This window comes from Montanilutibacter psychrotolerans, from assembly GCF_003719825.1.
GTDB classification, from domain to species: domain Bacteria; phylum Pseudomonadota; class Gammaproteobacteria; order Xanthomonadales; family Xanthomonadaceae; genus Montanilutibacter; species Montanilutibacter psychrotolerans.
In genome coordinates this window covers 124729-145637 of the sequence record NZ_RIBS01000002.1, presented here as the reverse complement: position 1 = coordinate 145637, position 20909 = coordinate 124729, and the positions used below count along the sequence as shown (strand labels likewise).

The window sequence follows — 20909 nt, the reverse complement described above, 5'->3', positions numbered from 1 at the left end:
TGCGCGTCGGACTCGAATCGCAGCTGTACGAAATCGCAACACTGTGTCGTCGCGCAGGTTTTCGATGGCCTGCCGCGCGACCTGGCGTCGCGCGGCGCGTGCGGTCAGCGTGCGTCTGCCTGGTTGGCCAGCTCCGGCAATCCCGCCTGGCGTCGCGCCTGCACGATGTAATCCAGGTAGCGCGGTGCGTTGTCCTGACTGCTGCGATAGGCGTTCAGGCGCAGGCGCCAGTGCTCGTCCCAGCTCGGCGTACCGCCCGAAGGCCGCTCGCCCGAGCGTTCACGCTCGATGTCCCGATCCACCGATCCGGTGAAGTCGGCCCACATCCGATCGGTGTCGCGGATCATCACGTTACCTTGGGTATCGCGACGCGAGTCGACGAACGGCTCCTCTCCCCGCGCCCCACGGCTGCAGGCGGCCATGACCAGCCCGGCAACGACGACGATGCCCAGCCCGATCCACATCCATCCGCTCATCGATTTGTTCTCCATCAATCTCCGCCCGGCGGCAAGCCACGCTGCAGTCCGTTGTCGGTGTGGATATTCACCGTGTTCTTCCAGTTTCGTATCACGCCCCACAGCCGCTTGGGATTGATCGTGGTGTAGGCGTTGGCGACATCGCCGTAGGGCTGATCGTAGATCAGGGTACCGCCGTTGACGTTGACCGCGTCCTGCGCGCTGTTGCGGCTGAGCGCGGGGCTGCGCATGTCGAACGTCGACCCCGGTGGCAGCAGGCCGCGGCGCGCGGCGTTGGCGGCGGTCAGCGTGCCCTGGCTGTGGGCGATGATGCGCATCGGGTGATCGACGCCGCGGAACGCGTCAGCGAAACCGTCGGTCAGCGGATCGATTCTTGGGTTGCGACCGCGGAACAGCCGCTGCATGCCCGCCTCCCAGATATCGCCCAGGCCGCCTGCGGACGAATGGTTGAAGTAGGCCGGCTGTCGCGTCTGGTTGACGATGCGCACGATCTCGTCGCGATCACCGCGGATGCCGTTGGTCCGCACTTCCTGGTAGTCATTGAGATTGCGCGACCCGCCGTCCGGGAAGATCCATTCACCGCGCCGGCATGCGGCCAGCCCCCACGGGTCCACCCACGACAACGGCCCGCCGTTGCCATAGAGATACGGATTGATGCCGCCGGCCAGACCTGCGGGATCGGCGCTGATGTACGCGCCGACGTGCGCATCGTAGTAGCGGTGCAAGTTGTAGTTCAGGCCCGTCTCGACGTCGTGGTACTGGCCCTGCAGGCGCAGCGGATTGGCGACGGCGGAATCCGGATGTGGTGCCGGCGCGCCCCAGGGATCGTGCGGGGCGCTCCATACCACCGCGCCCTGCGCATCGGTGATGCGCACCGGGCAGCTGTTGGCGTCGTTGTGGAAGAAGTACATCGTGCGAACACGCTGCATCGCCGGAAGTGCGGGGCTGGTGGAAGGCTTCGGCGGCCCCGCCGTGGTGCGTTCCGGCGACGAGGGCACGGACGACGCTGCCGCTTCCGGCCTGCCTGGGGCGGGTGGTGTCGGTGTCGGTGTCGGCGCTGGCGTGACCGCGGACGCCGAAGGCGAACCGGCCATGCGCAGTGGCGACTGCGCGGCCAGTCGCATTCCCTGCCCCAACTTTCCGGCCATCGGCGCGGCCGTTGGCGTTCCCAGTGGGCCGCCCAACGACAGGCCCTGGCCCAGGCCAGCCGGCGGCGCAGCCGCGGGCGGGCTGTCGCCGGTGTCGCCGGTGTCGCCGGTGTCGCCGGTGTCGCTGGGGGCGGAGCCAGGCGCCGGCACACCGGCATCGCGCACATCGGTCGCGTCGTGCGAGCGGCTTGGCGGCGACCCCGGCAGCATCGGCGATGGGTCGCGCAACGCAAGGGCGCCTTCGCCCGCGGCAGGCATTCCGAACCGTTCCGCTGCGGGCGCGGGGACAGGTGCTTCGACCGCGTCTGCCGCCGCGCCATCCTCCACACGAAGCGCCGCGCCGCCCGCCGCACTGTCGCCATCGCACGCGTCATGGTCGCTATCGACCGGTTCCAACCGGTCCTCGACCAGCACCAACGGCTCGAACGTGTCGGGGCGATACACGTACTCGCGCGCTTGCGGATGCAGCGCCTTCAGCGCACGCAGGCGCTCGCGGGCCGCCACGAAGTCGACCACCTGCCCCGAGTGCAGCGCCACCGGGGTGTCCTGCGCGGCATGGGGCTGCTCCACTTCGGCCAGCAGTGCATCGCCGTCCCAGAAGAACCACGTGGTGCCCGTGGCACGCCGCTTGAACACGCGGCGACCCAGCGCGTCATAGCCGTAGCGCGTGCACTGGCCATTGCGTTCCCCGCCTTCCCAGCGGCTTTCGACGAGACGCTGCTGCGCATCCCACACCAGGCGCAGGCGCGGCGATCCGGGCAGGTGCTCGGCGACGCGCTCGAGCAGGTTGCCGGCGCGGTCGTAGGTGTAACGGACGCCGTCGTGCGTGCCTTCGCGCGACCAATCGACCACCGCCTCGTCGGCACCACCGGCAGCGCGGCGCATCTCGACCGCGCGCACGCGCGTGCCCAGTCGGTCGCCGGCCGGATCGACCAGCCAGGCGTGGATGCGGCCGGCAGCGTCCACGCGCTCCAGCAACCGACCCATCGGGTCGTGCACGTAGCGATCATCCCCCTGGTGACTGTCGTAGCGGGCCAGCGGCCGGCCGGCACGATCGTGGTCGTACGCCGTGCCGAACAACGGCTCGGCGTCCTTGAGCAACAGCTGCGCGCTGATGTGGCCGTCGTCGCTGTACTCGAACTGGCGTGTCAATGCCGGACTGAGACGCTCGACGACCGTCTGCCCCAGCAGATTCCGGCCGATCGCGATCGGGGCGGCGTCGTTGACGGTGATTCCCTGCGGCCGGCCAGCCGGATCGTAAGCAATCGCGACGGTGTTGCCGGCATCGCTGCGGCGGAGCACGCGGTTGCCGCTGGCGTCGTAGCCGTAGTCGACCGCGAAGCCGTTCTGCACTTCGCGGGTGAGCCTGCCGTCGCCATCGAACGCGCGGACGATGTGGCTGGCAGGGCTGCGCAGTTCGATCAGCTGCCCGCGGCAGTCGTAGCGGTAACGCTCGCTGACCTGGCGTTGCGGGTCGTCGGTGTCGGGCATCGTGCGCGTGGTGATGCGCCCGAGCGCATCGGTCTCGTAGGCAACCTGACGACCCAGTGCGTCGTGCGTGCGCCGCAGGCGTCCGGCCGGGTCGTAGTCGTAGCGACGCGACTGGCCCCAGTAGTCGACCTCTTCGATCACCCGGCCCAGCGGGTCGCGCCGCAGTGCATGCCGCTCGCCGCGCTGGTTGAGCACCCCGACCAGCCGCTCCTCGGTGTCGTACTCGTAACGTACCGCGTGCCCGTCGGGCTGCACGCGTCGTGCGATCTGGCCAATGCCGGCGTACTCGATCCGCGTCAGCGCACCGGCCTCGTCGCGGTGCGCCACCAGTTGCCCTTCGCCGTCGTACTCGCACGCAACGGTCGCGCCGTTGGGGCGCACGATCTTCAGGACGCGGCCCTTGTCGTCGTTGCGGAACACCGTGGCCGCGCCATTGGCATCGACCAGCCGCTGAAGCCTGCCCAGTGCATCGTGTTCGTAGGCGGTGGCATGGCCGAGCGGATTGGTGACCGATGCGACCAGACCGTGGCGATCGAAGGCGATCGTGCTGCGTGCGCCAAGCGGGTTCACCTGGCCCTGCAACTGTCCGCGCTCGTCGTACTCGTTGCGCGTCGCCGCGCCCGACGGCAGGACGTGCTCGAGCAACAGGCCGCGAGGATCCCAGCGCTGGGTCCAACTGGCGGCACCGTCAGCGAACGCGATGGGCAGATCGTTGTCGTCGTAATCGATGCGCATTGCGCTGCCGTCGGCGCGGGTCAGCGCCAGCAGATTGCCGCGCGCGTCGTACGCAAACCCGGTGCGCAGGCCCATCGGGTCGACCACGGCTGTCGTGCGGCCAACGTCGTCGTACTCGAACACCGTCACGCCATCGAGCGGATCGATCTCGCACAGCGGCAGGCCGTTGTCGTCGAACTTGATGACCGAGACGTGCCCGAGCGAATCGGTGACCTCGGTTTCGTTGAGCACCGTGTCGTAGCGGAACCGGTAGTCGTGCAGGCCGCCGTCGCCCCAGGCGTGCACCACGCGCCAGTGCCGGTCGTAGCCGTAGCAGAACGACAGCCCCACGCGGTCGGTGTGGCGCAGCAGGTGGTGCTGCTGGTACTCGAAGGTGCGCGCCGCATCGAGGGCATCCAGCGCGGCGACCAGGTCGCCTTCGCCGTCGTACTCGTATCGGACCAGCGGATGGTTGCTGCCGGTCGCGGGGTCATGCAACTGCATCCGGTCGATCCGGCCATGACGGGATTCGACCTCCACGAAGCGGCCCTGCAGACCGTCGAAGGCACTTTCGACGATGCGAATCAGCCGCCCGTCGCGACGCTCGAAGCGCCAGTGGTTGCCGCAGTGGTCCTCGATACTCTCGATGGGCACGCGGCGCGGCGCCAACACGATCACGCTACCGAGCTCGTGCGGGAAGCGGTGAACGACGCCGTACTTCGAACGCACCAGCAGCCAGCTTCCACGCTCGTCGTCGCGCCGGATCAACCGCGCACCGTCGACGATCTCCAGCACTGCATGCTCGATGCCCTCGCCCGCCGGCAATTGCGGGAACACGGCGGTGCTGGCCGCGTCGACGAACAGCACAGTGCCGTCGGGCTCGATTTCCAGGCGGATGTCGGCCGGGGTCTGCCAGCCGTGCCCGCACAGGCCGGCGTAGGCATTGACCGAGCTGTAGCGACGCGTCCACGTCAGCGGCAGGCGGCCGGGAATATTGAAGTCCTCGTGTTCCACCGAGACGCTGCCGTCGCGGATGTCCACCGGTTCGGCACGCAGCACGTTGCACTTGAGGAACCCCGGGGGCAGGTTTGCAAACAGCTTCTGCCGAACCCTCTTGAACGCATCCGCCGCGCGCCCGGCGATGCCGGTCTTCTTGAGCACCTTACCCAGCCCCGCCAGGCCCGCGTTGAACAGCAACGACGTCCACGACACCGTCGGCGGACCACCGACAAACACGTTGGTCGGAATCGCCAGGTTCAACGTGGTCGGCAGCAGCAGCGACAAATGCGGCTTCTTCGGCTTCTTCAGCCGGAACGGCGCCACCATGCCCACGATGTTGCACGCCAGCACCGGCATCGCCACCCGCGAGAACGGTTCGCCGTCGGCGAGCACCGTCTTGCTGCCCATGAAGATCTCGTCGTCCCATTGCGGGCCCATCGGCATCTTCATGGTCGGCATCCAGATCCCGCCCACCGGGATGTGGATGTCCAGACCCATCGAACCGGCCGTGGCGCGTTTGATGCCGTTGACGTGCACGGTGCCGCCGATCACCGGGATGTAGTCGAACGGATCGAGCACGATGCCGATGTGCGGCGTCGGCAACGGGATCGGAATCGGTGACGGCGGAATCAGGTACAGATGGATGTCGATCCCGAGTTGCGGATCGAAATGCTTGGCAGCGATGGTCATGTTTCCGGCATCTCCCTTTGCCTGGCTTCCGGCCCCATCGGCGCGCGCTCGCGAACCGGATGAAACCGTGCCTCGTCAACGTTCCTTCGCCTAGCCCGGACGCCCCTGTCCGCAGCCCGACGCAAACCGATACTGCCCCTCAACAACCTTCCGCCGCCAGTGACCGGGACCCGTCCGAACGGATCGGAACACCCCCGCCTGCAGCCAACGCCAGTGCTACGCCTTTATCACTCCCCGATCCGTGCGTGCGTTCGCAATCGCACACTTCCAGCCCACGCACCTGCGCTCAGGCAGCAAACCCGAACACGCCCACCAGGACCAGGTCGTTGTAACGCTGGCCCACCCGGGTGGTGCCGTCGAAGTCGACCATCGTGAAGCAGGCGTTTGCCTGGGCAATGCCGTGGGCCTCGCATGCGGCGTTGATTTCCACGTCGAACTGATCCGAGTAGGGCACCACGCCGATGACCTGCTGCACATCGACAATGTCGCCTGCGTAATGCGACGAGAAGAAGTCGAAATCGAACCATTCCACACCGGTATCGCGGCAGAACCCGCACGCGCAGCCCCGCCCCTCCAGGTCGAAGTAGCTGTGCCAGGCGTCATCGTCGCGCTGCTCGCTGGTTCCGATCCAGACGTGGATTTTCCGGTTGGGTGCGGGGGGCGTTATGTCCATGGGCAAGGCATTCCTCCGTTCACGCGTTCATCCGGGACGGCAGGATGCCGCGCAGTGTCTGACTCAACTGGGCGGAGTACGCGCCCGGATTGGTGATGATTCCGACAAGCCTGCGCGGCAACTGCGGCACACCGGTGGTTGATGCGCCGGGTACATCGGGCTCATGCCAGCGTCGGAACAAACTCGGGAGACTGGTCGGCCATCGCCGCTGTCACGCGATCCAGGAATGCCTGGAACGAGTCCGCGACCCGATAGAGGTCGCCCGATTCGTCGACCTCGGCAAAATGCACGCGGCGCCGCTCCTGGCTGTGCAGATGGGTGCGGTCCCAGTAGAACAATCCGGCGTGGGGGCCGCTGCCCACCAGCACGTACGGGTTCCCGCCCGGATCGCTGCCGACGATCGTCGCGTCCTCGACAAAAGCAATCTCGTCAACGAACTCGCCGTTGAAGTCGACGAGATTGAAGTTCTCGTTCTGCAGGCCGTAGCCCAGGAAGGTGTCGAAGGAAATCTGCCCGTTGTCGACGCCGTCGTACGTCAGCTCGCAATAGTTCGGACGGTCGATGTACCAGCCGTTGTAGCGCTCGAGGAAGCCCCGGTAGTCGCCGGGAAGCGTCCGTTCCAGTTCGGCCTGCAATGCGTCGATCTCGTCGGCCGTCAGGCCCTTCGCGTACTCAATTGCCATGCGGTGTGCTCCTCACGCCATGCCGCCTGTGCAGTACGACGAGAAGATGTCGACATCGAGCCATTCCCCGTCGCGATCATCGTACTCCCGGCACCTTGCCTTGACTGGACGTCGACTCCAACGGTGCGCGAACTCGCTCAATCCGGCAAACCGGCCTCGAGCAGTTCGGACAAGGTCTCGGCAACGAACGGGGCGGTGGCCAGTTCGTAATCGATCTCGCCGTCCGGCGAGCGGCAGACGATGCGCTGGCCATCGACGCCGGCCGACAGCAACTCAACACGTTGCCACGGGCTGGGAATCACCAGAAACAACTGACCGTCCTTGCGCGTGATGCGGATCGATTTCTCAACCTTTCCGTCGACGGACCGGATCACGTTGAGCAAGGTGATGGCTCCCTGTTGCAGGTTGACCTCGATCACGTCGTGCGCGTCGGGCGGAAGCGCGTGCCCGCCCTGCAACAAGCGGTGCGTGAGTCGGTGCATCACCTGGTCGCTGTCATACGTGCTCGTGACCTCGAACGATTCCGGCTCGCCCCGATAGACGGCTTCGAGCTGCATGGTCCGGAAGTCATCCGAGAACCCGGCATGCGTCACCGGTACCAGCGATCGCTCGCCCGCGGGGTTCTGGTCGATCTCCAGCGTCTGCGTCGCGGTGTCGAAGTACAAAGAAGGCTCGGCTGAAACCCGGATCTTTCCGGAGCGGTAGTCACAGGAAAATACGGCGTTTTTCGGATTTTTCACGGTATGCATGGTGCGACGTTCTCCAGAGCCTCCCAGGCCCGCTTCGACTTCTGTGGATCGGTTCCGTCCCCGGCGTGGATGCCGTGCAGCGTCTGACTCAACTGGGCGAAATGCGCAGCTGGAATGGTGATGGTTCCAACGACCCTGTTACCCACGCTCTTGGGAATCGTCACACTAGCGGCGTTGCCTTGCTGGAGCACATCGAAGATGTTCGCACGGCAACCGGTGCAAACGCCCACCGGCTTGATGCCGCTGTCCCGGAAATGGCCGACCACGTCGCTGATGGTGACGTGCTGGTTGTCGAAACCTCCGCCCTCGTCGAGGAACCAGTTGAGGGCGTTGATTTCCGCATGGCCCGGACCGTCGGTGCTTGCCATGCGCTTGGAGACATTGCCTACCGTGATCGTCGCCGTAGCACCGTTCATGGGGTCGTCTCCCCACAAGCCCAGCGGATCGATCCAGCCGGTCGGGTTGTCGACGTAGGCGTAAACGTTGAGTCCCCCCATCAGGCCGATCGGATCCTGGCTGACGTACTGTCCGATCGTCGGGTCGTAGTACCGATACCGGTTGTAGTGAAGGCCCGACTCGGAATCGAAGTACTGCCCCTGGAACCGCAACGGATTGGCGATCTCCGTCACCGTGGTACCTGCCACCGCGCCCCAGGCGGAAAGACCGGTTGACCAGACCACCCTGCCTTCGGCATCGGTGATCCGGCGCGGGCAACCGTTTGGATCGTTGTGAAAGTGGTAGATGGCGCGCGGCGGCGTCGGTGCGTCCGCGTGGCCCGACGCTTCCGCGTCTTCATCGGCCCCGGGAGTGGCGTCAACCACCGCAACCGGCTCGATGGCGTCGGCTTGGCGGATGACTGGCTCGTCAATCGCTTCCTGCTGAGATGGCGTCGCGGCCAACGACCACCCGCCACCCAGGCTGGCTCCCAGTCCCAGCCCGGGCGGCTTCTCCGATGCGGGACCGGCATCGGCGAGAGGACCGCCAAGTCTGGCCAATGCACCCGCCGAGGCGTCGCGACCGGAAAACGGCGATATGGCATGGGCGACGCCGGGCATCGGCGTCACCTCGAGCGCCTTGCGCGCCGGCACCGACCTGACGAAAGCGGACGAATCGCCGCTGTCGAGAGGCTCGATCAGGAACAACGGCTCGAACGAACCGGGCCGATACACATACTCGCGCGCCTTCGCATGGAAATTCTTGCGCGCGTCGGCATGCCGGCGCGCGGCAAGCAGATCGATCACCTTGCCGCTGGTGGCATTGGTGGTCTCGGCAGCATCGTCGTTTGGCCGTGTAACTTCGGCCATCAAGGCATCGCCGTCCCAGAAGAACCAGGTCGTCTCGCGCGCACCGCGCTTGAACACTCGACGCCCCAGGGCATCGTAGCCGTAGCGCGTGCGGGACTCGACACCGTCTGCACCGAGCACGCGGACCTGCGTCAGGCGTTGGTGGGCATCCCAGTCCAGGCTGAGCGGTGATTCGCCGGACCGATGGGGGGTACTGCGACTGCCGAGGTTGCCGGCCGCATCGAAACGGTATCGCCGGCCACCGTGATCACCCTCGCGCCACCACTCCGATACGACGTCGGCGTCTCCTCCCATGACGCTGCGAACTTGCGCCTGTTGTACCCGCGTCTGGAGCCGGTCGCCGGCCGGGTCGCTGAACCAGTTGGCCAGCCGGCCTTCGGGGTCCGTGTGCTCGATCAGTCGGCCCAGGGGGTCGTAGGCAAACCGGTCCGTTCCCTGGCCGGTATCGGCGCGACGCGTGAGGTTGCCCTTGATGTCGTACTCATAGGAGGTTTCGAACACCGGCACCTGGCCCCGGTGCAAGACGAGCGCCGCCATGTGGCCATCTAGGTAGGTGCGCTGTCGTACCAGCGCGGCCCCCAACAGTTCGCGCACGGGGAGGCCGGCGGCATCGCGCTCGATGCGGATGGCATCAGCATCGTCGACCGCAATCCGTACCGGCATACCTCGCGCATCGAGTTCGAACGTCAAGGCGTTGCCGACATCGCTGCTGCGCCCGACACGCCGCCCCATCGGATCGTACGCATACTTGATGTGGAAGCCGTTTTGCACCTCCTCGATGAGACGGTCCTCGGCATCGAAGCGGCGGGTCACCTGGCTGGCCGGACTGCTGAACTTGATGAGCTGTCCCGCTGCGCTGTAGCAGAAGCGCTCCTTGAGCTGGACGCCAGGATGGGCGTCGTCAGGCGTACGCTTCTCGATGATGCGTCCGAGCGCATCGGTCGTGAAGAACATCACCCGTCCCAACGGATCGCTACTGCTCACGATCCGGCTGGCCGCGTCATAGCGATGGTGTCGCGACTGGCCCCAAAAGTCGGTCTCGCGGACCACCCGGCCCAGTGCATCGCGATCGAACTGGTAGGTTTCGTCGCGCTGGTTGACGACTGCCGTCAACTGCCCTTCGCTGCCGTAGCGGTAGCGGACGCTGGCTTGCCCAGGCTGCGAGCGCCGCGCAATCCAGCCGATTCCGCAGTACTCAAGATGCGTCACCAGACCGCTTTCGTCGCGGTGGCGGATCAAACGGTCCTCGCTGTCGTACTCGCAGTTGACGCGCTCCGCGCCCGGTCGAACGATCTCCACCAAGCGTCGCTTTGCATCGTAACGATACTGCGTGCTGCGACCGTCGGGGTGCTGCTCCTCCAGCAGGCATCCCATCACGTCGTGACGACGATGGATGGTGCGATCCAGCGCGTCGGTCACCTCGGCAAGCAGGCCATACCGATCAAATGCCAGCCGAAGCTGGGCGCCGCAGGCATCGGTGTGCTCAGTCAGCAATCCGCACGCATCGTATCGATAGTGCAGTTCATGGCCCAACGGAGTCCGTTGCGCGGTCATCTGACCGCGCTCGTCCCAATCCTGGCACCAGGCAGCGCCCAACGCATCGACGACCCGAACCGGACGATCGTTGTCGTCGTACTCGGCGGCGTCGGCGCCGCCATCGGCGCGGACCAGGCGGAGCACGTTGCCGCGCTCGTCGTACTCGAACTGGGTACGCAGGCCCATCGGGTCGACCACGGCCGTCGTGCGGCCGACGTCGTCGTACTCGAACACCGTCACGCCGTCGAGCGGATCGATCTCGCACAGCGGCAGGCCGTTGTCGTCGAACTTCACCAACGACACGTGGCCCAGCGAGTCGGTGATCTCGGTCTCGTGCAACAGATCGTCGTAGTGGAACCGGTAGTCGTGCAGGCCACCGTCACCCCAGGCGTGAATGACCTTCCAGCGGGCGTTGTAGGCGTAGTAGAACGACAGACCGACGCGGTCGGTGTGGCGCAGCAGGCGGTGCTGCTGGTACTCGAACGTGCGTGCGGCGTCGAGGGCGTCCAATGCCGCGATCAGATCGCCTTCGCCATCGTGGCGATAGCTGACCAGTGGGTGGCTGATGCCGCTAGCGGGGTCGTGCAATTGCAGGCGTTCGATCAGACCGTGACGCGTCTGCACATCCAGGTAGCGCCCCTGCAGGCCGTCGATGCCGCTTTCGACAATGCGAACCAGTTGGCCGTCACGGCGTTCGAACCGCCAGTGATTGCCACACAGGTCCTCGATACGCTCGATCGGCAGCGCCCGCGGCTGCAGTGCCGCGACGTTCGCCGGACCCGCGACAAAGCCGTGCCGCAGACCGTCCTTGGTGCGCACCCACAGCCACTCGTCTTCGCGGAACAACCGCGCGCCGTCGACGAACTCGCGCACCGCGTGCTCGATGCCCTCGCCCGCCGGCAGTTGCGGGAACACCGCCGTGCTGCTCGCGTCGATGAACAACACCGTGCCGTCAGGCTCGACTTCCAGGCGGATGTCGGCCGGCGTTTGCCAGCCGTGGCCGCACAGGCCGGCGTGGGCATTGACCGAGCTGTAGCGACGCGTCCACGTCAGCGGCAGGCGGCCGGGAATGTTGAAGTCCTCGTGTTCCACCGACACGCTGCCGTCGCGGATGTCCACCGGCTCGGCGCGCAGCACCTTGCACTTCAAAAACCCCGGTTCCATGTTCTTGAACAGCTTCTGCCGCACTTTCTTGAACGCATCCGCCGCGCGCCCGGCGATGCCGGTCTTCTTCAGCACCTTGCCCAGCCCCGCCAGGCCCGCGTTGAACAGCAACGACGTCCACGACACCGTCGGCGGACCACCGACGAACACGTTGGTCGGGATCGCCAGGTTCAACGTGGTCGGCAGCAGCAGCGACAAATGCGGCTTCTTCGGCTTCTTCAGCCGGAACGGCGCCACCATGCCCACGATGTTGCACGCCAACACCGGCATCGCCACCCGCGAAAACGGTTCGCCGTCGGCGAGCACCGTCTTGCTGCCCATGAAGATCTCGTCGTCCCACTGCGGGCCCATCGGCATCTTCATGGTCGGCATCCAGATCCCGCCCACGGGAATGTGGATGTCCAACCCCATCGACCCCGCCGTGGCGCGCTTGATGCCATTGACCTGCACCGTGCCGCCGATCACCGGGATGTAGTCGAACGGATCGAGCACGATGCCGATGTGCGGCGTCGGCAACGGGATCGGAATCGGTGACGGCGGGATCAGGTACAGATGGATGTCGATCCCCAGTTGCGGATCGAAATGCTTGGCAGCGATGGTCATGGCTGAACTCCTTGTCCGTTGCCGGACTCAACGCCTGACCGCATCCCTCACAGGATGCGACGTAGCCCTCGCAGAAACGCGCGAACCTCTTCGTTGTGCTGGTCACCCAGCCAATACACGACCGCGATGCCCGCCACGATGAACGCGCCCAGCACGATCCACCGACGCAGGATCACGCGATCTGCTCCGCCAGCTCAGGCGCCGCGCTCTTCGCGCCGCCGGCCTTGGCATCACCCTCCAGCAGGTCGGACGGATCCGGCAGCTCGGCGAACTTCGGCGGCGCGCTCCATTCCGGCACGTCCTTGTCGAGCGGGTGCTTGACGTCGGGCAAGCCGTTCCAGGTGGCGTGCAGGAAATCGCGGCCCACCGCGACCACCTTGCGGAAGAATTCATCGCCGCCGGCGATCAGGCGCTCGCGCTCATGGCAGACCTTGGCGAAGCTGGTCTCGAAACGGCCGAACATTGCCGATTCGATCTTCTCCAGCGCCGCCGGCACCGGCACTGCGCCGAGCTTGGTCGAATCGGTTTCGGCCTGCGCATGGGCGGCCGCGATCTCGGCCTGGTATTCGGTGGCGCATTGCTCGATCTTCTCGACGCGGCGCGCGTCCTGCAGACGCAGCATGTCCTGCAGCAGCAGCGGCAGGGTTGTCATCGGTCGGTCGGATGGCGGCATCGCGCGCGCCTCGGCCATCGCGGCCAGATAGTGCTCGCGCGCGGGCTCACGCTTGCCCGCCGATGCCAGGCAGAAACCCGCCATGCGCAGGCCTTCCAGCACGAACATCGCGTTGGGCACGCGCCGAGCCGCCTCGGCGCCTTCCACATACGCCTGCGCGGCACGTTCGGGCTGCTCGGCCGTCAACCACGCGCCGGCTTCGCCGAACCAGGTCTGCATGACCAGGTTGGCGCCGGCCGGGTGCTGCGCCAGCTCGGCCTTGGTGGCGCACTCGCGCGCACTGCGGTAGCGCGCGATCGCTTCGGGAAGCTGCTTCTCCTTGAGGTGCCCGCCGGCCACGGCCATGTGCAGCACCACCTGCTGATCCGGCCATTGCTGGCGCTCGGCCAGTGCCAGCGCCTTGTCGGCACGCTTGGCGGTCTGCGCCGCGGTGCCGCGCTCAAGCAGGGTCATCACGTCGGCCAGCATCTGCCGGTACGCCGTCTGCGGCCCGGCACCGCCGGATTGCGCGGCGGTCGCGCGGGCGATGTCGAACATGTCGATCGGCGCATCGATCACCCGCACCGCCTTGCCGTGGCGTTCGACCAGCGCCTGCCACTGCTTCGACTCGGCATGGTCGACGATCGACAGGCGCACGTTCGCAGCCACCGGCGCAGCAAGGGCGTTGTCGAGCCAGTGTTCCAACGCCTGCGCCGAACTCACGCGCGAGGGCGAGAGGTTGGCGGCGAAGTAGCGAAGATGCGGCTGGTAGTGCGTGGCGAAGGACTCGAACATCTTCACCACACCCATCGGACTATCGGGGTACTCGGCGTGGGCGCCTTGCCAGTCGATGGCGGCGCCCTGTTCCTTGAGGCTTTCGCGACTGCCCACGTAGCCCACCTGCAAGGTGTCCAGCAGCGCGCGGCTGTAGCCGAAACCGGTTTCGAAGGGGGCGTCGAAATTGACGAACAAATCGGGCGTCATCGCGACCTCCGAGTGCTTGTGCGCCTCGAAGAACGCCGCGAGCATCCGGTCGGCATTGCCGGGGATGCGCCAGACCACCAGACGCACGTCTGGCGATTCGGTCGCCTCGATCCAGAGATCGCGCAGGTCGTCGATCCGCTTTTCGACGGGGCTCTTGGCTTCGCTCATTGCTTGCTACTCCCTGCGGCGGCGATCGCATGGTGCGTTCGCCGCATACGGCGTCCTGGGTGGCCGCGTGGCGGCCACCAAACGACTCAGTTCAGATTGATCTTGGCGCCGTTGACGGTGACGCCTGCGGCATTGATCACGATCGTCGAGCCACCCGAGGAGATGGTGATCTCGCCGCTGGTGATCGAGATGCCGGAGGCTTCGCCTACGCCCATCGCGACCAGGCTGTCCGACACCACCGCCATGTCGCCCTTGGACGCGTTGACCTGCGTGCCGGTGGCGAAATGGGTGAGGTTGCCCGTCACCGTGACCGTGCGCTCGCCCACATTGGAATCCTCGACCACGCCTTCGACATGGCGCTTGTCCAGGTTGTTCACGTTGACGTTGCGCCCCGACTGAAGGGTTTCGGTCAACTTCTTGGCCACGGTCCACTCGGCCGGACCCTCGATGGTCTCCGTCCACGGACCACCGGAGCGCGTGCTGGTGTAGGGGCCGGTCAGGGTGGTCTTCAGTGGGCCGGTGATGGTCTCGGTGTAGCCGACCCCGGGAATGGTGAGCGTCTGGCCGGTCTCGAAGGTTTCGGTAACCGGGCCCTTGACGGTGCTGGTCTTCATGCCCGTCACCGTGCTGGTTCGCGCCCCGGTCACGGTCAGGGAGTCGTCGCCGGTCACGCTGATCCCGCGCTTGCCGCCGACCGAGATGGTCTGGTCGACGCCGACGCTCATCGTGTGGTTGTTGGCCACGTCGGTGGACTTGTTGTTCTTGACCGACGCGGTCTGGTCGTTCTGCACCGTGGTCGCCATGTCGCGCTGGGCGTGCATGTTGAGCAGCTGCTTGCCGGCGCCGTCGTGCATGGTGACTTCGTTGTGGCCCTCGCCCTTGACGGTCCGGGACTTCATGCCGCTGACCTCAAGGCCGAACGGGGGCATGTTGTCTTCGTTGTAGACACGACCGGTGATGATCGGACGGTCCGGGTCACCATCGAGGAAGTCGACCACGACCTCCTGGCCGATACGCGGCGCCGACACGCCGCCCATGCCGCTGCCGGCCCAGGGGCTGGCCACGCGCACCCAGCACGAGCTGCTTTCGTCGAAGCGGCCGAGGCGGTCCCAGTGGAACTGCACCTTCACCCGGCCGTACTTGTCGGCGTGGATCTCCTCGCCCGGCGGGCCGACCACGGTCGCGGTCTGCGGACCGGGCATGCGCGGACGCGGGGTGTTGCGCAACGGCCGGTAGGCGATCTTGCGCCGCAGGCAGGTCACCTGGCAGCGGTAGATGCCGCCGACCACGTCATCGAAATCCTCGTTGAAGTTGTTGCGCGCCTCGTGATGGACCTCGAGAAGCAGGAACTCGCGCGTCTCGGATTCGGCTTCGGTGTGGTCGTAGTGCCCGTACAGCTCGAAGTGACGGCCCGCCTGCAGCAGGCGGTGGCTGCCGGCACCCTCGAACAGCTTGGTCTGCCACGCCTCTTCCTGCGCGCGCAGGCCCGCCAGTGCCTCGCCGATGCGGCTGTCGGCATAGCGCGCGGCGCCGTCGTAGCGGTACGTCTCCAGCTTGGGCAGCACGCCGCTGGGGATATCGAGCAGGCGGTCGGCCGCGAGCGGGCTGCGCGGCTGCTTGAAGTCGAAGCTCTTGAGTGATTGCACGTTGGAGCCGACACGCCGGCGCGTTGCCCAATGGTCCAGGCCGTTCTCGACCTGCACGCCCTGCTCGGCCTGCCAGGCCACGCGCGGTGCGTGGTCGATCGGCTTGCTGGTGGTCGAGTCGTCAGCCAGGACCATCGTGTGGCCTTCCTGGTTGTGCTCGAAGAAGTAGTGGATGCCCGCATCCTCGAGCAGGCGCGACACGAACGCGAAGTCGGACTCGTTGTACTGCACGCAGTACGAGAGCTTGGGGTAGGCGCCGGCGGTGACGTCGTAGCGCACCGTCGCCAGTCCCGAATAGCCCTCGAAGACCTGCTCGACGATCTCGACCACCGACAACGCCTGGAAGATGCGGCAATTGGCGGAGTGTTCGAGGAACGCGAACCACGGGCTGACGCTGGCGCGGTAGCGGGCCAGGCCACCGTCGGTGCCGGTGCGGGCGAACTCGCGCACGTAACCGTGGAACTGCCGGTCGCCGGCCGGCGTCTGCAGGTTGAGCATCAGCGGTTGGCCGACCAGCTGCTTGAGCTCGAGGTGGGCGTCGGGCGAGAGCAGCTCCACGTCGTAGGTGAACGGCCGCGACACGAACTCGCTGCCCTGGAAGCGCGCCACGACGAAGGGCTCGGGGCTCAGCGGCGAGGTCACACGGATCAGACGGGTGTCCTGGTTGAAACGGACGACGCGGGCCAAGGCCTCGGGGGTGTATCCGTACACGGTGCATCTCCTTTGCATGCCGCCGTTGCGGCTATCGGTCAGGCGTCGCCTTTGCCCTGCGGGTGCAGGTCCGGCGCACGTCGCTCACTGGTTTCGCCATAAAGGCTAGTCGGTTCACGCCCTGCTGTATGAACCGATTCTGAGCCCGAACGTACCTGACCGCACGTGATGGCGTTCGCAGGTCAATCGCATCGTGCCGACGTGTCAGCCCGATGACAGATCAGCCCGGTGACAAGGCCGGGCCGGGACCGGCGATTTCCGGCCGGCCTGCGGTTCGTGCAAAAATGGCAAGCTTGGCCCCGTAGCTCAGCTGGATAGAGCGGTCCCCTCCTAAGGGACAGGTCGCACGTTCGAATCGTGTCGGGGCCGCCAGACCACCATCTGTCGCGCGTTTGTGCGCAAGAGCCCGGCCCGAGACGGCCGGACTTCTCAATAGCTTGCCGTGTCGGGGCGTCCATCCCGGCCGGCAACCGCCCCAGGGAGTTACCGCAATGACCCACCCCGTCCTGACCGCCCTCGGCCTGAACGACACCGAGTCGGGCACCTACCTCGGCAGCGGCCAGTGGTCCGCGACCGCTGACGCCGGTGTGCTCGAATCGATCAATCCGACGACCGGCGACGTCCTGGCCCGGGTCCAGGCGTCGTCGCAGTCCGATTACGACACCATCGTCGAGCGTGCCCAGGCCGCCTTCAAGGTGTGGCGCACCACGCCGGCCCCGCGCCGCGGCGAGGCGATCCGCCTGTGCGCGGACGCCCTGCGCCAGCACAAGGACGCACTGGGTTCGCTGGTCGCGCTGGAGATGGGCAAGTCCAAGCCCGAAGGCGACGGCGAAGTGCAGGAGATGATCGACATCGGCGAGTTCGCCGTGGGTCTGTCGCGCCAGCTGTACGGCCTGACCATGCACTCCGAGCGCCCGGGCCACCGCATGTACGAGCAGTGGCACCCGCTGGGCCTGGTGGGCGTGATCTCGGCGTTCAACTTCCCGGTTGCCGTGTGGGCCTGGAACTCGTTCATCGCCGCCATCTGCGGTGACATCACCATCTGGAAGCCGTCGCCGAAGACCCCGCTGTCGGCCGTGGCCTCGATGAAGATCTGCAACGACGCGCTGAAGGCCGGCGGTTTCCCGGACATCTTCTTCCTGTTCAACGACGCCGGCACCGAGCTGGCCTCGTCGTTCGTCGACGACAAGCGCATCGGGCTGGTCAGCTTCACCGGTTCGACCAAGGTCGGCCGCATGGTCGGCGAGCGCGTCGCGCGCCGCATGGGCCGTTCGCTGCTCGAGCTGGGCGGCAACAACGCCATCATCGTCGACGCCAGCGCCGACCTGAAGCTGGCGATCCCGGCGATCGTGTTCGGCGCCGTCGGCACCGCCGGCCAGCGCTGCACCACCACGCGCCGGTTGTTCGTCCAGGAATCGATCTTCGATGACGTGCTGGCCAAGCTGGTCGCCGCGTACAAGCAGGTCGAGAAGAAGATCGGCGACCCGACCGACCCGACCAACCTGATGGGCCCGCTCAACAGCCGCGACGCGGTGCAGGCCTACCTCGATGCGGTCGAGAACGCCAAGGCGGCCGGCGGTACGGTGCAGACCGGCGGCGCGGCCATCGAGGGTCGCGGCAACTTCGTGCTGCCCACCATCGTCACCGGCCTGGAAAACGATGCCGAGGTCGTGCAGACCGAAACCTTCGCCCCGATCCTGTACGTCATGAAGTTCAAGACGCTGGACGAGGCGATCGAGCTGCAGAACGCCGTGCCGCAGGGCCTGTCGTCGTCGATCTTCACCGAGAACCTGAAGGCGGCCGAGGCGTTCCTGTCGGCGGCCGGTTCGGACTGCGGCATCGCCAACGTCAACATCGGCACCAGCGGCGCCGAGATCGGCGGCGCGTTCGGCGGTGAGAAGGAGACCGGCGGTGGTCGTGAGTCGGGTTCGGATGCCTGGCGCGCCTACATGCGCCGCCAGACGAATACGATCAACTACTCCGACGCGCTGCCGCTCGCCCAGGGCATCAAGTTCGAGTTCTGATCGTTCGAGTTCTGATCCCACGCCGCGCCAACCGACACAGGGAAGCACCATGCAGACCAGTACCCGCCAGACCAGCACGCTCGCCGTCGTCAGCCTGGTTGCCGGCATCCTGGGCTGGACGGTGCTACCCCTGCTCGGAAGCATCGGCGCGATCATCCTCGGCCACCTGGCCCGCGCCGAAATCCGGCGCGAGCCGCAACGCCTGGAAGGCGATGCGATGGCCGTCGCCGGACTAGTGCTGGGATGGGTTTCGGCACTGCTGTGGGTGCTGGGCATCCTGGCCTTTCTGGCGTTCTTTGGCGGACTGGCCTGGCTGGCCGCGCTGAACTGAGTCACGGACCGACATGTACTCGCTAGCACGCCCCTTCCTGTTCCACCTCGACGCCGAGCGCGCCCACGGCCTGGGCCTCAAGGCGCTCGAAGCGGCTTACCGCAGCGGCTTCAACCCGCTGCTGGCGGCCACGTCCGAGCCGCTGCCCACCAAGGTATTCGGCCTGACTTTCCCTAACCCGGTCGGCCTGGCCGCCGGGCTGGACAAGAACGGGGAGCACATCGACGCGCTGCTCGCGCTGGGCTTTGGCTTCGTCGAAATCGGCACGGTCACGCCGCGCCCGCAGGCCGGCAACCCCAAGCCGCGCATGTTCCGCCTTCCCGAGCACCAGGCCGTCATCAACCGCCTGGGCTTCAACAACGCCGGCGTCGATGCGCTGGTGCGCAATGTCGAACGCGCGCGCCGCAAGGGCGCGGGCCTGCTGGGCATCAACATCGGCAAGAACCGCGACACGCCCAACGAGTCGGCCGAAGACGACTACCTGCACTGCCTCGAGCGCGTCTACCCGCTGGCCGACTACATCACCGTCAACATCTCCTCGCCCAACACCGCGGGACTGCGCGAGCTGCAGGAAGAACAGTCCCTGCGCCGCCTGGTGACCATCCTGCGCGACATGCAGGAACTGCTGGGCGCCAAGCACGGCAAGCGGGTGCCGATGCTGGTCAAGGTGGCGCCGGACCTGTCCGACGCCGACATCGAAGCGGCCGCGCGCGTGCTATCGGACCTGCACGTCGACGGCGTGATCGCCACCAACACCACCATCGCGCGCACCTCGGTCGAGGGCTCGCGCCATGCGGGCGAAGCCGGCGGCCTGTCCGGCAAGCCGTTGATGGCCCAATCGACCATGGTGCTGCGCATGCTGCGTACGCGCCTTCCCGAATCCATGCCGCTGGTCGGCGTGGGCGGCATCCTCACCGGCGCCGACGCGGTCACCAAGATGGCGGCCGGCGCGAGCCTGGTGCAGTGCTACAGCGGCCTGGTCTATCGCGGCCCGGCGCTGGTGCACGAATGCGTCGAGGCGATCCGCCGACGCAAGGAAGCCCCCAGCCGCGGCAACGTGCCACCAACGCTCTGAAGGACCGGTCTGCCGCATCGCATGAATGACGCCATCCGCATCACCCGCGATGCTCCGCTGCAGTCGCGCAACTCCTTCGGCGTGCGTGCGCGTGCGCCGATGCTGGTCGAAGTCGCCGACGCCGGCGCCCTGCCCCAGGTGCTGCAACGCCCCGAGCTGAGCGACGGGATCGCGCTGGTGCTCGGTGGCGGCAGCAACCTGCTGTTCGCCGGCGACCCGGCCGGCGTGGTGCTGGCCCTGGCCGGCCGCCGCACCACCGTGGTTCCCGGCAGCGACAACGACGACGGCGCCATCGTGCGTGCCGACGCCGGCGTGATCTGGCACGAGCTGGTCCTGCGCACGCTCGATATCGGCCTGTCCGGGCTCGAGAACCTGGCGCTGATCCCGGGCACCGCCGGCGCTGCGCCGATCCAGAACATCGGTGCCTACGGCGTCGAGGTCTGCGACTACATCCACGCGGTCGAAGCCTTCGAGCCGGCGACCGGCAAACTGCACCGGCTGGACCGCGACGCCTGCCGGTTTGCCTACCGCGACAGCCTGTTCAAGCAGCAGCCCGATCGCTACATCGTCACCGCCGTGGAGTTTGCGCTGCCGCGCAGCCCGCGACTGAAACTCGACTACGCCGGCATCGGCGAACAGCTCGACGCCGAAGGCATCACCGCACCGACGCCACGCGATGTCGCCGACGCGGTCATCGCGATCCGTCGCCGCAAGCTGCCCGACCCGGACCGGCTGGGCAACGCCGGCAGTTTCTTCAAGAACCCCATCGTGCCGGCAACGCAGGCCGACGCCCTGCTGGCCGAACACCCCGCCCTGCCCGCATTCCGTGGCAACGACGCGCACAGTCGCAAGCTGTCTGCGGCCTGGCTGATCGATGCCTGCGGCTGGAAAGGGCATCGCGACGGCGACGCCGGCGTCGCCGCGTCGCACGCGCTGGTGCTGGTCAACCACGGTCATGCCAGCGGCCAGCAGTTGCTCGACCTCGCGCGTCGTATCGCCGAGTCGGTGCACGCACGCTTCGGCGTCGCGCTGGAGCCCGAGCCTCGCGTGATCGGCGCCAGCTGGTAGTCCGATGCCGAGACGGCACT

The 20909-nt window shown here is 66.9% G+C and carries 13 protein-coding genes and 1 tRNA gene; 5 read left to right on the top strand and 9 right to left on the bottom strand.

Translation table 11 applies throughout. The features are described from left to right. Positions 1-104 precede the first annotated feature (104 nt). From EER27_RS04275 to EER27_RS04240, 9 genes are all read right to left on the bottom strand, one after another. A complete protein-coding gene (locus EER27_RS04275) occupies positions 105-476 on the bottom strand; it encodes a hypothetical protein (RefSeq protein WP_148040925.1) in 372 nt (123 codons plus the stop codon). 14 nt (positions 477-490) lie between these two features. Beyond that, a complete protein-coding gene (locus EER27_RS04270) occupies positions 491-5518 on the bottom strand; it encodes an RHS repeat-associated core domain-containing protein (RefSeq protein WP_123086800.1) in 5028 nt (1675 codons plus the stop codon). 286 nt (positions 5519-5804) lie between these two features. Beyond that, the gene (locus EER27_RS04265) at positions 5805-6191 is read right to left on the bottom strand and encodes an immunity 22 family protein (protein ID WP_123086799.1); all 387 of its coding nucleotides are present in this window, start codon (positions 6189-6191) and stop codon (positions 5805-5807) included. Between the two features lie 161 nt (positions 6192-6352). Further along, on the bottom strand, positions 6353-6874 hold the full coding sequence (locus EER27_RS04260) for an SMI1/KNR4 family protein (protein WP_123086798.1): 522 nt from the start codon (positions 6872-6874) through the stop codon (positions 6353-6355). A 137-nt stretch (positions 6875-7011) separates the two neighbouring features. Beyond that, positions 7012-7623, bottom strand: a complete 612-nt coding sequence (locus tag EER27_RS04255) for a DUF8184 family protein (protein ID WP_148040924.1) — start codon at positions 7621-7623, stop codon at positions 7012-7014. Continuing rightward, a complete protein-coding gene (locus EER27_RS04250; RefSeq protein WP_123086796.1) occupies positions 7611-12230 on the bottom strand; it encodes an RHS repeat-associated core domain-containing protein in 4620 nt (1539 codons plus the stop codon). Before EER27_RS04250 ends, EER27_RS04255 begins: the two co-directional genes overlap by 13 nt. Positions 12231-12277: 47 nt before the next feature. Continuing rightward, positions 12278-12406 carry a hypothetical protein gene (locus EER27_RS17430; RefSeq protein ID WP_263316925.1) on the bottom strand — a complete coding sequence of 43 codons (129 nt, stop codon included), beginning with the start codon at positions 12404-12406 and terminating at the stop codon, positions 12278-12280. Beyond that, positions 12403-14034, bottom strand: a complete 1632-nt coding sequence (locus tag EER27_RS04245; RefSeq protein WP_223807168.1) for a hypothetical protein — start codon at positions 14032-14034, stop codon at positions 12403-12405. Before EER27_RS04245 ends, EER27_RS17430 begins: the two co-directional genes overlap by 4 nt. A gap of 86 nt (positions 14035-14120) precedes the next feature. Further along, a complete protein-coding gene (locus EER27_RS04240; protein WP_223807167.1) occupies positions 14121-16391 on the bottom strand; it encodes a type VI secretion system Vgr family protein in 2271 nt (756 codons plus the stop codon). A 295-nt stretch (positions 16392-16686) separates the two neighbouring features. Between EER27_RS04240 and EER27_RS04235 the strand changes: the two genes are divergently transcribed. From EER27_RS04235 to murB, 5 genes are all read left to right on the top strand, one after another. Continuing rightward, positions 16687-16763: transfer RNA gene (locus EER27_RS04235), tRNA-Arg, on the top strand. Between the two features lie 119 nt (positions 16764-16882). Then, positions 16883-18415, top strand: coding sequence for an L-piperidine-6-carboxylate dehydrogenase (gene amaB / locus EER27_RS04230; protein ID WP_123086794.1), 1533 nt, complete (start codon positions 16883-16885; stop codon positions 18413-18415). A 49-nt stretch (positions 18416-18464) separates the two neighbouring features. Next, positions 18465-18746, top strand: coding sequence for a DUF4190 domain-containing protein (locus EER27_RS04225; RefSeq protein ID WP_123086793.1), 282 nt, complete (start codon positions 18465-18467; stop codon positions 18744-18746). A gap of 13 nt (positions 18747-18759) precedes the next feature. Further along, positions 18760-19821, top strand: a complete 1062-nt coding sequence (locus tag EER27_RS04220) for a quinone-dependent dihydroorotate dehydrogenase (RefSeq protein ID WP_123086792.1) — start codon at positions 18760-18762, stop codon at positions 19819-19821. A 21-nt stretch (positions 19822-19842) separates the two neighbouring features. After that, positions 19843-20889, top strand: a complete 1047-nt coding sequence (gene murB / locus EER27_RS04215; protein ID WP_123086791.1) for a UDP-N-acetylmuramate dehydrogenase — start codon at positions 19843-19845, stop codon at positions 20887-20889. Positions 20890-20909: the final 20 nt, after the last annotated feature.

What these genes read in the sequence shown, in the direction of transcription:
- EER27_RS04270 (WP_123086800.1), bottom strand. Translation starts at nt 5,518, where the DNA reads ATGACCATCGCTGCCAAGCATTTCGATCCGCAACTCGGGATCGACATC.
- EER27_RS04225 (WP_123086793.1), top strand. Translation starts at nt 18,465, where the DNA reads ATGCAGACCAGTACCCGCCAGACCAGCACGCTCGCCGTCGTCAGCCTG.
- EER27_RS04275 (WP_148040925.1), bottom strand. Translation starts at nt 476, where the DNA reads ATGAGCGGATGGATGTGGATCGGGCTGGGCATCGTCGTCGTTGCCGGG.
- murB (WP_123086791.1), top strand. Translation starts at nt 19,843, where the DNA reads ATGAATGACGCCATCCGCATCACCCGCGATGCTCCGCTGCAGTCGCGC.
- EER27_RS04255 (WP_148040924.1), bottom strand. Translation starts at nt 7,623, where the DNA reads ATGCATACCGTGAAAAATCCGAAAAACGCCGTATTTTCCTGTGACTAC.
- amaB (WP_123086794.1), top strand. Translation starts at nt 16,883, where the DNA reads ATGACCCACCCCGTCCTGACCGCCCTCGGCCTGAACGACACCGAGTCG.
- EER27_RS04220 (WP_123086792.1), top strand. Translation starts at nt 18,760, where the DNA reads ATGTACTCGCTAGCACGCCCCTTCCTGTTCCACCTCGACGCCGAGCGC.
- EER27_RS04265 (WP_123086799.1), bottom strand. Translation starts at nt 6,191, where the DNA reads ATGGACATAACGCCCCCCGCACCCAACCGGAAAATCCACGTCTGGATC.
- EER27_RS04250 (WP_123086796.1), bottom strand. Translation starts at nt 12,230, where the DNA reads ATGACCATCGCTGCCAAGCATTTCGATCCGCAACTGGGGATCGACATC.
- EER27_RS04245 (WP_223807168.1), bottom strand. Translation starts at nt 14,034, where the DNA reads ATGAGCGAAGCCAAGAGCCCCGTCGAAAAGCGGATCGACGACCTGCGC.
- EER27_RS04260 (WP_123086798.1), bottom strand. Translation starts at nt 6,874, where the DNA reads ATGGCAATTGAGTACGCGAAGGGCCTGACGGCCGACGAGATCGACGCA.